Below are 12,453 nucleotides of genomic sequence, written 5' to 3' on the forward strand. Positions count from 1 at the left end.
CTTGCTACGCCTCGGCGGTGCTGACCTTGCGCTTCTTGTCCTTGTCTTTGGAGGCGAAGGGGCGGTCGTTGGGGGTGCGGCGCAGGAGCAGGGCACGCTCGGCGATCTCCTTGAAGATAGGCCCAGCGACGGAGCCGCCGAAGTGCTCGGGGCCCTTGGGATCGCGGATCATGGTCAGGATCACAAACTGCGGGTCCTTGAGGGGAGCGAGCCCCACAAACGATGCCACAAAGCGCTTGCTGTAGCCGCGGCTCTTGTCCTTGGCCATCTGTGCCGTGCCCGTCTTACCCCCGGCGCTATAGCCATCGAGCTGGGCGGGCTGGCCAGTCCCGATATCGATCACCCCTCCGAGCATCTCCCGCATCTGCGCGGCGGTCTCCTCGGAGAGCACCCGGCGGCCGGGAACCACGGCGCGGGGCTGGAGCAGGCCGGTCTCGGGGCTACGGACACCGGCGACCAGGCGCGGAGCGTGGTAGCGGCCATCGACAAAGACCGTGTAGGCGGCGGCCAGCTGGAGGGGGGTCAGCGTGACACCCTGCCCGAAGCTAATGGTCGCCACATCGATGGGCTGCCAGGCCTTCTTGGCGGGATCGTGGAGGACACCTTTCTCCTCGGCGGGTAGCCCCACTTTGGTCCGCTCTCCCACTCCAAAGTCCTGGAGGTAGCGGTGGAGCTTCTGGGGGCCGAGGCGCATGCCGTACTCCGCGGTGGCGACATTGCACGAGTGGCTCAGCACGCCCTTGAGGTTCTGTGTCCCGTGGCCGTGCTGGAACTCCCCGTGGGCCGCGCAGTGGATCGTGTCCTTGCCCAGCTTGCGCTCGCCCTTGCAGAAAAAGGTCGTCTCGGGCGTGACCTCGTGCTCCTCCAGCGCCGCCGCGATCGTCATCGCCTTGAGCGTTGAGCCCGGCTCGTAGATGCGCTCCAGTGCCCAGTTGATGCGCGGCTTGAGGTCGATCTTTGTCCCTGGGACGGGCGTGCGGGCGGCGTTGGTATTGTAGAGCGGGGCGCTGGCCATCGCGAGGACATCGCCGTTGTGGGCATCGAGGACAATCACCGCGCCTGCCTCGGCTCTGTGCTGCTTGAGTGCCTTGCCTAGGGCCTGCTCAGCATCGTGCTGGAGCTCGGCATCCAGGGTCAGGTAGAGGTGCGAGCCCTGCACGAGCTTCTGGCGGACCTGCTCGGTGCCCTGGATCATACCGAGCTTGTCGAACTCGTAGGTGACTTTCCCGGGCTGGCCGGCAAGTATAGCGTTCTGGCTCAGCTCGACCCCGCGCCAGGCACGCTCCCCAGTAGACTCCGTGAAGCCGAGGACATGGGCGGCGAGGGTCCCATTGAGCGCGCGGCGGCGGGTGGCAGGTGGGTAGCTGACCCCGGGAAGCTCCGCGCGTGGCTGGGCGAGGGCGCCTTTTTTCTTCTTGATGTCGTCGGGGATGGGCGGTGCGAGGTTGACCGTGGTCTGCCGGAGCTTCTCGACCGTCTCGGGGGAGATCCACTCGGCGACCTGGCGGGTGGCAAAGGGATGGTCCGGGTTGTAGGCGCTCAGGTCTAGGCCCTGGATCCAGGCGAGGTCCTCAGGGGAGAGCGAGCTGCCCAAGACCCGTAGCACGTGGGCGCGGCGCTCCTCGCGGCTATCGTGCGCCTTGGGGTTGGTGCTATTGTGGACACACCAGCGGTTCGGGTTGACAACCACCGAGAAGCCTGGCTCGTTCTGGACCAGCAGCGCACCGTTGCGGTCGTAGATCATCCCACGGGTGGGGGTGAGGGTGCGGGGCGCGCGCCAGCGGGTCAGCGACTCTTTCTTAAGCTCGTCGTGGCGAATCAGCTGGACATAGGCGAGCCGTCCAAGGAGCAGCAAGTGCACCGCTCCAAGAACCAGCCCGACCTCCAAGAGGCGTGGACCCGTGCGTCCCTCGAACTCCTCGGGGGTCTCGCGGCGGAAGCGGTGGGCGCGGCGGACAGCCATCTTAGTGCCTCTCCCGGAAGTAGTGGATGCCCTGCGAGGTCCGCACGAGGTTTTTCTCCGCGACAATCTTGGCGATGGCGTTGCTGTCTTCCCGGCTGCGGATCTCGCGCAGCAGGCGGACATGCTCCGCGTCTTCGTCCTTGAGCTGGTGGTTGAGCTCCGCGAGCTGGTAGCCCTCTCCCGTGGCGCTGGCCTGACCGGCGACATAGAGCATGAGCAGGGTACCCGCCAGGCAGACAACGCCAAAGACAGCGCCCATGGCACGGTCACGGCGCAGGAGCTCCTGCCGGCGCTGCTGCCAGTTCTGGCTCTGGTTGCGTCGCTTTGTGGCCTTGGGTGCCACGGGGGCGGGTGCCTGCTTGCGGGCAGGGGATGGGGTCTGCCGCACACGCGGCTTATGCTCTACTACCACGGTCTCTATCCTCCTCTAGCGCTTCTGACCCACGCGAAGCTTGGCGCTGCGTGAGCGTGGGTTCTGCCGGAGCTCGTCGTCGCCCGGCGTGATGGGTTTTTTCGTGAGGATCTCCAGAACGACCGGTGGCTCGGGCCCCGGGTGTGGCAGGTCAGAGTTCTCGCGCTTGCCTGCCAGCTCATTAAATGTTGTCTTGACTAGTCTATCTTCGAGCGAGTGGTAGCTAATCACCGCGAGGCGTCCGCCGGGCTTGAGGCAGGCGACCGCATCGGGGAGGGCTTGCTCCAGGACCCCGAGCTCCTCGTTGACCGCGATTCGGATGCCCTGGAAGGTCTTGGTGGCGGGGTGGATCTCGCCGGGGCGCGTGCGAAAGGGCATGGCGCGACGCACACAGTCCACGAGGTCCTCGGTGGTCTTGAGCGGGCGTGCCTTGACGATCTCCGCGGCGATCCGGCGGGAGCGGCTCTCCTCACCGTACTCAAAGAGAATCCGTGCGATCTCGCTCTCGGGGAGTCGGTTGAGCAGCTCCGCGGCGGTCTCGCGGTCCGAGTCATCGTTTCCCATCCGCATGTCCAGCGGCCCGTGGAAGCGGATCGCAAAGCCACGCTCGGGGGTATCGAGCTGGTGGGAGCTAACCCCAAGATCCAGTAAGATGCCATCCAGCGGAACCGTGGTGGCGAGCTTGAGGTCGGCGAAGTTCCCGCGCCAGAGGGTGACGGGGAGCCCGACGCAGCTCCGCTCACACTCGGCGAGCGCCTCGGGGTCCTGGTCCACGGCGATCACGTGGGCACCCCGTTCGGCGAAGGCGCGGGTGTGGCCACCGCCGCCCGCGGTGCCATCGAGGAAGGTCTTTCCGGGCTGGGGATCGAGCCACTCCAGGATCTCTTTGAGGAGGACAGGGGTGTGGTAGGTGCTCATTCGGCGAACTCCTCCAGCGCCGATGTCTCACCCGAGAGTGCGCGTGCCAGACCCGTCTCCCGCGCCGAGCCGACAATAAGGTCTTCGTCTAAGCTGTCATTGAGGGCAATCCAACCGCTCCGCGACCAGATCTCGATCTTCTCGCCCATTCCCACCACGACCACGTCGTTGTCGATCCCGGCCCACTGCCGCAGGTTTGCGGGGAGGGCGACACGGCCCTGGTTGTCGGTGTCGGTGTCGACGGCGGGGGCGCAGAGCAGGCGCTTCATGCGCAGCACATGGGGATCGAGGCTAGGCTGCTTGTTGAGGTTCTCCTCGATCTTGTCGAAGTCGGCTTCTTTGTAGACCGAGAGACAAGGCCCCACTCCTTTGGTGATGACGAAGGAATTTCCCAAGGCGTTGCGAAACTTGAGGGGCATGATGACACGTCCCTTTTCATCCAAGCCGTGGTAGTGTTCCCCCCGGAACCCCACCGTCTTAACCTATCCTCCACATAATCACCACCCAGTCACCCCCTGGCCACCCTTTGAAACCACTCAAGGGATTTTATGCCACGGGAGGCGGCTTGTCAACGCATTTTTTCCCTATCTTGCCGCCCTCGGGAGTGCCTGGGGAGGGGCTCGGGGAAGGGGCCCGTGGGATTATTTTTTTTAAGGGAGCCTACTGCCGGGAACTGCGGCGCGATATAATCTATACTAATTGCGTAAGACCACGCGGCTTTGAACCGCGCATGGAAAGGACACGAACGACAATGGCACTCACACTTGAAGCGGGCAAGGACCAGGAAATCCTCGCCGAGCGCGCCTGCCCCCTCTCCCTCACCGAGCGAGCCGCGCAGGAAGTGAAAGATATTCTCGAGCAGCAGGGCAACCCCGAGGGCGTCCGCTTGCGCGTCTACATCAGCGGCGGCGGCTGCTCCGGCCTCCAGTACGGCATGGCGCTCGACGAGACGGTCGACGAGGGCGATGAGGTCTTTGAGGACAGCGGCGTCGAGGTTGTTCTGGCCCCGATGGACATTCGCTACCTGGTCGGTGCGGTTGTCGACTATGTCACCACCCCGATGGGCGGCGGCTTCAAGGTCGAGAACCCCAATGCGGTCAAGACCTGTGGCTGTGGCTCCAGCTTCTCCGCCGAGGACGATGCCGAAGGCCGCACGATCACCGGTGGCTGCGGCTCCTGCGGTAGCAACAAGTAATCTAAAAAAAGAGCCCCGGCGCATCCGCGCCGGGGCTTTTGGTGTTTTATGACCCGAACCGCATTTTTGCTGATGTGTCTCTCCGTGGGCATCGCCGCCCGGGCGCAGCACGTGACGGCGCGTGCGTTTGACCCAAAGGCGACCACGCTCTTTGATGGGATGCCCAATTTCTCCCTCCGCCCCAGCGTCACGGCGGCGCAGAGTGGCCCCTGGAGCGACCCACGCACCTGGGAGGGAGGGAGCATCCCGACCCCGACCGACTCGGTGCTCGTCCCTCCTGGCGTTAAAGTGACCGTCCGTGGGAGCGCAAACCAGGCAAAGACGGTCGCGGTGCGCGGTGTCTTGAGCGTCGAGTCGGGGACACTCACGGCCAACACGGTCCAAGTCCTTCCCGATGGCTACCTTGAGCTCGGGCGGGCGGGGCTGCCGGTGACCGCGAAGGTGGTTTTAGGGGGGGAGCGGCTCCCAAAAAGCGACGATCCCGAGCAGCATGGGGCAGGGCTGCTGGTCCTGGGGCGCTTTGTGGCGGCGGGCGAGGCTAAGACACCGTTTGTGCGGCTGGCGAAAGCCCCCGTGGCGGGCGCGACCACGCTGGCACTCGGCGAGGCCGCCAAGGGCTGGCGGGTGGGGGACACGCTCGCCCTCCCCGACACCCGCTCCCCGGAGCGCCGGGGTAAGACCGCCCGCCAGAGCGAGACCACGACCATTTCTGCGATTGCGTCCGATGGCAAGCAAGTGACACTGGCTGCGCCACTGAAGTTCGCCCATGCCGGGCAGGAGCGCTTCCTGCCCCACGTGCTCAATCTCACCCGTAGCGTGACCGTAACCTCTAAGAACGCAAGCGTCCCCGGCCATATCTTTCTCGGGGAGGGGGCGACCACGGAGATCGAGAATGTCGCCTTTTCCGGCCTAGGACGCACGACCACCGAGCCGCTGAGCCCGGAGAAGAACCATGTGGCGCGCTACGCCTTCCACTTCCACCACGCCACCGGCCCGTTTCGTGGCGAGTGGCGCGGGAAGCTGACCGGGTGCGCCTTCGACGGGAGCCCGAAGTGGCAGCTGGTGCTCCATGGGACAACCAAAGTGCGGGTCGAGAACAACGCTTTCTGGGGCGCACGCGGGGCCGCCGTGGTGGTCGAAGATGGCCACGAGGCCTACAACGAGCTGGTCGGCAATCTCGCGGCCAACTGCCCTGGTGGCAAGGAGCCCGAGCTGGAGCCGGGGCTGCGCGACGATAAAGAGGATGTTGGCTCGGAGGGGGTGGGGTTCTGGCTCGCCAATGCCGCCAACCTCTGCAAGAACAATATCGCCGCCGACTGCGCGCTGGCCGGCATCCTGAAGTTCCCGCGCCCGGAGCGCCCACGCCGCGGCACCCTGAGCTTCTTCGCGGAGCCACAAGGGGAGCCGGTTCGCCTCCTGCGCTTCCCCGAGGCCGATAACCTGCCCTACCCCGTGCCCTTTGAGAACAACGAGGTCTACGCGAGCCTGCACGGGCTGGAGCTCTGGCGCGAGTCGCCCTTTACGGTAAAGGATAGCGTCGCGTGGAACTGCCACCAGGGCCTCGTCCCCCGCGCTACCGAGCCCCTGATGGTCGATGGCCTGATTGTCCGCGGCGACCCCGGTGCGCTCGGCGATGACTCCGATCCGACCATCGGCGTGCCCAACCGCTACTACCCCGTGACCGGGCACCTGAAGCGGCTCGATATCGCGGGCGTGGCGATCGGGGTGAAGCAGCAGACCCCTCGCGGCACCAACGAGCCTGGTGGTCGCCAGTTCGATGTGCTGATCCAGGACAGTGTCTTTGCCTGCCCGGTGGGGGTGCGGATCGACGGTGACCTGCACTACAAGCGCGATGCGGTCGGACAGAGCCGGACCCTCCTGAAAAACTGCACCTTTAGCTCCCCCACACGTGGGGGCGGGGGGGGCGAGAGCGGGGGGGGCAAGGCGGTGGACATGATCCTGCCCTTTGGCAACGACATCAACCCGCTCGCCGCCGATGAGGTCTATGTCGAGGACTTCCAGGGCAAGCCGGGGGCAAACTTCCGCCTGTACTACGCCATCCAAGCCGCTAGTGAGATTGTCCCTATTGCTACCCCGGACTCGGGGATTCACAACCTGCCCCCTGATCAGGACGAGGCGCTCTACCACGACGGCCAGAAGCACTTCCGCATCCGGGGCCTACAAGAAAAAGGGCTGACCAACGCACAGGCCTGGGCCAAGTACCAGAAAGCCTGGGCGGGCGCGGTCGCCCCCGCCGATGCCAAGCCGCACCCGACTCTGGGCGGGCTTGTCGTGCCCATCGCATCGGCCCCCCCGCTCTTTGTCCAGCCGCTCGCGCTTACGGGAATCCAGCTCGATGGCGATGGCGCGGCGTGCTGGGGCGCGAACCACAACTGGCACCGCTACTGGGAGCGCCTGGAGCTTGAGGTGCGGGTGGATGGCAAGCGCGTCGGGACCGTCCGCGCCGACCAGTACAACGCGGTCAGCCACCGCACCGACGGCTTCCGCTTCACCTTCCCCAGCACCGTCCGCGATGGCCGGGAGCACGAGATCGCGGTCGTGGTTGCAGGTACGGATTCTCATGTTCCGGGCTCCCCGATGCGGCGTGTGCTCGGGCAATAAATTACCCGGCACAAGCATAGGAGCGTCCCGAGGACGCGCGGAGCTGTCGTGCTCTCCGCGTCCTCGGGACGCTCCCCTTTCCGGAGACGGGGATTTTCAACCCCCGTCTCTCAACCACCGCTATCTACTTCAGCCCCGCCTTCGCAAGCGCCGCCTTGAGTCCGGCTTCGTCGAAGCCTACCGAGCGGTAGAGGATCTTGCCATTGGCCCCGACCAGGTAGTTGGTGGGGAAGGCCTGCACGCCGTAGGCGGTGAAGGTTCCTGGGACACCCTTGACCGCCGGGAACGTCAGCCCCGCCTTCTTCATATAGTCCGTGATGGTCTTGCTGTCATCGCCTTGGTCCACGGCAACCAGCCCGAAGCCCTTGGCCTTGAGGCTGGTGTAGAGCTTCTGGAGCTCGGGGTGCTCGGCGCGGCAGGGGCCGCAGTTGAAGAACCAGAAGTTCACTAAGACGGCCTTCTTGCCCTTGAGCGCCTGTGCCAGCGAGAGCTTGCCGCCGGTCGGGGTGCCGAGGTTGAAGGCGGGGGCGGTCGTGCCCACTTTGAGGAGCTTGGCATTGAGCGCGTCCAGCCCCTCGGCACCAGGTGCCTTGGCCTCTTCTAGCCCGGTGGGGAGCGTGAAGTTCTCCGCAGCCAGCTCGGTGTCGAGCTGGACATGGCTTATCACGAGCTCCTGACCACCTTGTGTCCCATCCCCAACCGTCACGCGAAAGCGCTGGATGATCTTCTCGGGGCTGATGTAGACCCGTAGGGTCTGGGAGGCCTCTTTTAGCTCAAGCACGTCGAAGGTGGTTTCCTCGATTTTCTCGGTACCGACCGACGTGAACTTCTTGGGATCGGCGCCGGGAACTCCTTTGAGGAAGGGCCAGATACCGTCCATATCGACAGGTGTCTTGGTAAACTTCTTCCCGGTGATGCTGTAGGTGGACTTTCCATCCAGGATCATAAGAATCTTCTCGCCTTTGTCCGGGGTGAACTCGACACGGCCAAAGCCAGGGGGCTGGAGCAGGAGCTTCCCCGACATCTTCTGCGATTGCGGGCCGGTCATGGTCATGGTCACCTCGGCAGAGAAGCTCTTGAGCGAGCTCCCACGCGCCGCAACTTCGGCAAGGAGCGCCGCGGCTTTGTCATCGGCAAATGTCGGGGCCGTCGCAAGCAGAGCAGGAGCGGCAAGAAGGGGTAAGAGCATTCGTTGGTTCTCCAGAGAATCACGCCCCGGTTGGAGCGGGGCGTCAACGAGCATCGCAAGCTCTGCTGCAAAGGCCTTCGGCCATAAAGAAGCGAGGAGGCTCTCTTATGGGCGAAGCCCTTCCCAGCCGTAGGCTCGTTGACGCCCCGCTCTCACCGGGGCGGTCGCTGAGAAATATTCTACAGGCAATGGCTTCTGCCTGCCGAAAATGAAAACCACGGGTATGTTGAGTACTAGTATTTCTAACAGGATAAGCGATTGATCAAGGCCATGATTCTGGCGGCGGGCGAGGGGACACGTCTGCGACCCCTGACCCTGACCCTGCCCAAGCCGATGGTGCCGGTCGCCAACACGCCGCTACTGGTGCGCACTGTGGAGCTCTTGCGCTCGCAAGGCGTGCAGGAGCTGGCGGTGAATCTCTACCATAAGCCCGAGGCGATCCGGGCGCACTTTGGCACGTCGCTGACCTACTCCGACGAGGCCGAGCTACTGGGAACCGCGGGCGGAGTGAAGCGGCTCGAAGGGTTTCTAGACACGACCTTTGCGGTACTCTACGGCGACAACCTCTACGACTTTGCACTGGAGCCACTGGTGCGCTTTCACCGAGAGAGCGGCGCGCTGGCGACCATCGCCACGTTTGAGACGCCCAACCCGACGGCGTGTGGCCTGGTGGTGACCGACGCGGCGGGGCGGGTGACACGCTTTCAGGAGAAGCCACGCGCCGAGGAAGTGTTCACGAATACGGCCAATGCCGGGGTCTATCTCCTCGAGCCCGAGGTGCTGGCGAGCATTCCTCCGGGCGTGGCCTGCGACTTTGGCCGGGATATCTTCCCCGCACTGCTGGAGCGTTTCCCCGGGCGCGTGGTCGCGCTGCCCTTGGGGGGCTACCTGCGCGACACGGGGACCCCGGAGAACTACCGCCAGGCCAACTGGGACCTGCTGACGCGCGGCGAGCGCGGTGTCCATCCCGGCGCGGAGGTAGCCGCTACGGCGCGCCTTGAGGGGCGCAATGTCCTTGGCACGGGCTGTCAGATTGCGGCGGGCGCATGCTTGGAGGACTGCATTCTCTGGGAGGGCTGCCAGATCGGGGAGGGGGCCCAGCTCCGGGGCGCGATCCTGGGACGTGGCGTCGTGGTTGGCGCGGGGGTGGTGCTCACCGCCGGCGCGATTGTGGGAGAAGGGGAGATAATTCGATGATTATTGTTCAGACACCATTGCGGATCTCGTTTGCGGGGGGCGGCACGGACTTCTCGGGCTACTACCGCCGTGAGGGCGGCTGCGTGGTCTCCACGGCGATCGATAAGTACATCTATGTCATCATCAAGGAGCGCTTCGATAGCAATATCCGTATCGGCTACTCCCGCACGGAGCTGGTAGACAAGGTCGAGGATATCGAGCATGAGCTGGTGCGCGAGGCGATGAAGAAGGTGGATGTCCGCTACGGGATCGAGATCGCCACCATGGCCGATATTCCCTCGGAAGGCTCCGGCCTGGGGTCGTCGTCGTCGGTGACGGTCGCGCTGCTCCATGCGCTCTATACCTTTAAGGGCCAGCTCGTCACGCCGGGGCAGCTGGCGCGCGAGGCGTGCGAGATCGAGATCGAGATCCTGGGCAAGCCGATTGGCAAGCAGGACCAGTACATCGCCGCCTACGGGGGCCTGCGGCGGATCAACTTCCGCGCCGATGACACGGTGGCGGTGGACTGGATTCCCATGCCTGAGGAGCAAAAGCGCCGCTTTAGTGAGTCGCTGATGCTCTTCTACACGGGAATCACCCGCAAGGCCGACAAGATCCTCGCCGAGCAAAAAGACAATATCGCGGAGAAGCTGGTGACGCTAGACAAGATGCGGGAGCAGGCCGACGAGGTCTACGAGGCGCTGGTGGATGGCAACCTCAACCGGATCGGGCGGGTGATGGACGCGGGCTGGCGCCACAAGAAGCAGCTCGCCACGACCATCTCCAATACGCACATCAATGCCTACTACGAGGCGGCGCTGGATGCGGGTGCGATTGGGGGAAAAGTGGCGGGCGCGGGCGGCGGGGGGTTCTTGCTTCTCTTCTGCCCCCCGGATCGCCAGGCCGCGGTACGCCATGCGCTCTCCAGCCTGCGGGAGCTGCCCATCAACCTGGAGCGCGATGGCACCAAAGTGATCCTCAACGCGCGGCGCTAAAGTACAGAAGCCCGGACAGCAAAGAAGCCCGGACAACGAGTGTCCGGGCTTGTGGGTGGTTTGCCCCTCGGGCTATTCGGGCGCTTCCTACTCCAGCGAGGTGACGGCGCGCTGGTAGGAGAGAATCTGGTACTGCTTCTCCACGGCGGGGAAGGCAGGCGGTGGGGTATCGGTGACTCGCTGGTCGAAGTTGCGGTTCATCAGGAAGCCGTTCTCCACCGTACCATCGGGGAGGGCGCTTCCAAAGGTGCCGTTGTTCTTGACAATGTAGCCGCCGATCAGGTTGAAGACACCTGCCGCACGGGTCGAGGGGTTGGTGGCGTTGAAGGTGTTGTAGGCCATACAGATCGCATGCACCGACACATTGGTCAGAGCCGTCCCTCCGTCGTCGGTATCGGTGATGCGCATATTGCCCGCCACAAGCCCCATCATCCCACTCTGGGCGGTCGCTGCCGCTGCCGTGGAGAGGATATTGTTAGCGTTGGTGCTGTTGCTAATGAGATTGCGGTAGACAATCCCTCCGTTGATATTGATGCCCTTGGTCTGCTCGGTGGCGATCAGCATTCCCCACTGGCGGCTAACAACCCCATTGACCATAATGCTATTGGCAATCGTCCCTGCAAGTCCGCCCCGCATCGAGCCGGTCTGCTCCCCGATATCGCCATTGACATAGATAACCCCATTGGGGACACCTGAGTAGGTCGTCCCGGAGCTATAGGTCCAGGTGCCGCCGTTGTCCCATGCCGCGTTGGTATTGTTGCGCTGGTAGACATAGACATTGGTGGTGTTGCTTCCGGGGATCATATCAATGACAGTCTTGATGTCTTTTTGAGTGCTGGCATTGTACTGGATGACCTGAATCTGTTGGCTCGTATCCCCGAGGCCTGGTGCATAGGTACCACCGAGCTGGTCGAAGGTCTTGAGGAACATCTCCTTGACATCACCATTGATATAGATTCCCGCTGTCGGGGTTCCGACACCGGGAATCTGGACACCGACTGAGGTAATCGCGGTTGCATTTCCTAGAGCCGCCACTCTCTGGTTGGTGTTGGCAACAGGCATCGGCACCAGGGGCACCCCGGTCTGGGGCGCGACTGCTGCTGCGGTGACATTGGTCCAGCGGCTGCTACTGGGCGTGCTCAGGCTCGTGCCGGTCGATGTCTTTCGGTACCACTTGAGCTGGCTAGCGGTCATGGCGGTGGTGAAGTAGTCGGTGTCGGCGTAGGTGAAGATACGCGAGCTTGTCGCCGCGACCATGCTGGTCCAGATGATGCTCAGGGTCGCGGCGGGGTCCACTGCGGTTCCCGCCGTGTTCACGCCATTGACATGGACAGGGCCTTGGAAGCGTGTGAGGCCCGTCACCCACCAGGAGGTCGGGCAGGTGTCGCTGAAGTAGGCGTAGCGCGAGAACGAGTTCTGGCGCACAAAGATGCGGCTGAGGAAGGTAAAGCCCATGTACTCGCCGCGGCTCTCGATCGCGTACATCTTCCGTGCGCCCGTGCTGTTGCTCGAAAAGGGGTAGAAGCGAACGTAGATATCACCGGGCTGCTGGGGGATCGAGGCGAGCTGGTTGACCGTGGGCCCTTGGCTGAAGGTCAGCTTGGTCCAGCCGGTTGCTTCCGTCCCGTTGTAGAAGCTTGCGACACTTCCCGGTGAGAAGGCAGCCGTGTTGGTGGGTGCGGTGGTCTGCTGGACAAGCCACTGGATCGCGAGGCGGATTCCTGTTTCGGAGAGAACCTCGGCCTGGAAGCGGTTGCCGCGCTGGTTGGCCTGGGAGAGCTGGTTATGAGAGTCCTCGCTCAGGCTTCCATTGAATACCTGGGCATTGTTGAGCCCTTGGATCGCCCCGACGATCACCATGGAGGTAACCCCGAGGAGAACCAGCATTGTACCCACCATCGCCATGCCCTCTTCAGGCTTGCGTGTGGAGCGACGAGATCGTTTTTTGGTTAAGTGCGTCATTTTACTATTCAAATCTTCTTT

General features: G+C 63.9%; 10 protein-coding genes. 4 read left to right on the forward strand and 6 right to left on the reverse strand.

Annotation, left to right across the window (positions count from 1 at the left end; translation table 11 throughout):
• Nucleotides 1-4: 4 nt before the first annotated feature.
• The 4 genes from HNQ39_RS07515 to mraZ are packed head-to-tail and all read right to left on the reverse strand — an operon-like array spanning nucleotide 5 to nucleotide 3,766.
• The gene (locus HNQ39_RS07515) at nucleotides 5-1,963 is read right to left on the reverse strand and encodes a peptidoglycan D,D-transpeptidase FtsI family protein (RefSeq protein WP_184193326.1); all 1,959 of its coding nucleotides are present in this window, start codon (nucleotides 1,961-1,963) and stop codon (nucleotides 5-7) included.
• 1 nt (nucleotide 1,964) lies between these two features.
• Nucleotides 1,965-2,375, reverse strand: coding sequence for a hypothetical protein (locus HNQ39_RS07520; RefSeq protein WP_184193327.1), 411 nt, complete (start codon nucleotides 2,373-2,375; stop codon nucleotides 1,965-1,967).
• Between the two features lie 15 nt (nucleotides 2,376-2,390).
• Nucleotides 2,391-3,293: a 16S rRNA (cytosine(1402)-N(4))-methyltransferase RsmH gene (rsmH, locus tag HNQ39_RS07525; RefSeq protein ID WP_184193328.1), complete on the reverse strand. Its 903-nt coding sequence runs from the start codon at nucleotides 3,291-3,293 to the stop codon at nucleotides 2,391-2,393.
• Entirely contained in the window at nucleotides 3,290-3,766 is a 477-nt protein-coding gene (gene mraZ / locus HNQ39_RS07530; protein ID WP_343075956.1) for a division/cell wall cluster transcriptional repressor MraZ, read from the reverse strand. Before mraZ ends, rsmH begins: the two co-directional genes overlap by 4 nt.
• Before the next feature lie 278 nt (nucleotides 3,767-4,044).
• Here mraZ and erpA point away from each other — a divergent pair, with 278 nt between their 5' ends.
• Both erpA and HNQ39_RS07540 read left to right on the forward strand, forming a co-directional pair.
• On the forward strand, nucleotides 4,045-4,488 hold the full coding sequence (gene erpA, locus HNQ39_RS07535) for an iron-sulfur cluster insertion protein ErpA (RefSeq protein WP_184193330.1): 444 nt from the start codon (nucleotides 4,045-4,047) through the stop codon (nucleotides 4,486-4,488).
• Between the two features lie 48 nt (nucleotides 4,489-4,536).
• Nucleotides 4,537-7,110 (forward strand): G8 domain-containing protein, encoded by a 2,574-nt coding sequence (locus HNQ39_RS07540; RefSeq protein ID WP_184193331.1) that lies wholly within the window; start codon nucleotides 4,537-4,539, stop codon nucleotides 7,108-7,110.
• 124 nt (nucleotides 7,111-7,234) lie between these two features.
• On the opposite strand, the gene HNQ39_RS07545 is transcribed toward HNQ39_RS07540, so the two are convergent.
• On the reverse strand, nucleotides 7,235-8,299 hold the full coding sequence (locus HNQ39_RS07545) for a redoxin family protein (RefSeq protein WP_184193332.1): 1,065 nt from the start codon (nucleotides 8,297-8,299) through the stop codon (nucleotides 7,235-7,237).
• 258 nt (nucleotides 8,300-8,557) lie between these two features.
• On the opposite strand from HNQ39_RS07545, the gene HNQ39_RS07550 reads away from it, so the two are divergent.
• Both HNQ39_RS07550 and HNQ39_RS07555 read left to right on the forward strand, forming a co-directional pair.
• Nucleotides 8,558-9,496, forward strand: a complete 939-nt coding sequence (locus tag HNQ39_RS07550; protein ID WP_184193333.1) for a nucleotidyltransferase family protein — start codon at nucleotides 8,558-8,560, stop codon at nucleotides 9,494-9,496.
• Nucleotides 9,493-10,470, forward strand: coding sequence for a GHMP family kinase ATP-binding protein (locus HNQ39_RS07555; protein ID WP_184193334.1), 978 nt, complete (start codon nucleotides 9,493-9,495; stop codon nucleotides 10,468-10,470). Before HNQ39_RS07550 ends, HNQ39_RS07555 begins: the two co-directional genes overlap by 4 nt.
• 87 nt (nucleotides 10,471-10,557) lie before the next feature.
• On the opposite strand, the gene HNQ39_RS07560 is transcribed toward HNQ39_RS07555, so the two are convergent.
• A complete protein-coding gene (locus tag HNQ39_RS07560; RefSeq protein WP_184193335.1) occupies nucleotides 10,558-12,432 on the reverse strand; it encodes an autotransporter outer membrane beta-barrel domain-containing protein in 1,875 nt (624 codons plus the stop codon).
• Nucleotides 12,433-12,453 lie beyond the last annotated feature (21 nt).

This window comes from Armatimonas rosea (assembly GCF_014202505.1).
GTDB lineage: Bacteria > Armatimonadota > Armatimonadia > Armatimonadales > Armatimonadaceae > Armatimonas > Armatimonas rosea.

Excerpts from the sequence above, each read along its gene's own strand:
- HNQ39_RS07515 (WP_184193326.1), bottom strand. The coding sequence starts at position 1,963 with ATGGCTGTCCGCCGCGCCCACCGCTTCCGCCGCGAGACCCCCGAGGAG.
- rsmH (WP_184193328.1), bottom strand. The coding sequence starts at position 3,293 with ATGAGCACCTACCACACCCCTGTCCTCCTCAAAGAGATCCTGGAGTGG.
- erpA (WP_184193330.1), top strand. The coding sequence starts at position 4,045 with ATGGCACTCACACTTGAAGCGGGCAAGGACCAGGAAATCCTCGCCGAG.
- HNQ39_RS07540 (WP_184193331.1), top strand. The coding sequence starts at position 4,537 with ATGACCCGAACCGCATTTTTGCTGATGTGTCTCTCCGTGGGCATCGCC.
- HNQ39_RS07545 (WP_184193332.1), bottom strand. The coding sequence starts at position 8,299 with ATGCTCTTACCCCTTCTTGCCGCTCCTGCTCTGCTTGCGACGGCCCCG.
- HNQ39_RS07555 (WP_184193334.1), top strand. The coding sequence starts at position 9,493 with ATGATTATTGTTCAGACACCATTGCGGATCTCGTTTGCGGGGGGCGGC.
- HNQ39_RS07560 (WP_184193335.1), bottom strand. The coding sequence starts at position 12,432 with ATGACGCACTTAACCAAAAAACGATCTCGTCGCTCCACACGCAAGCCT.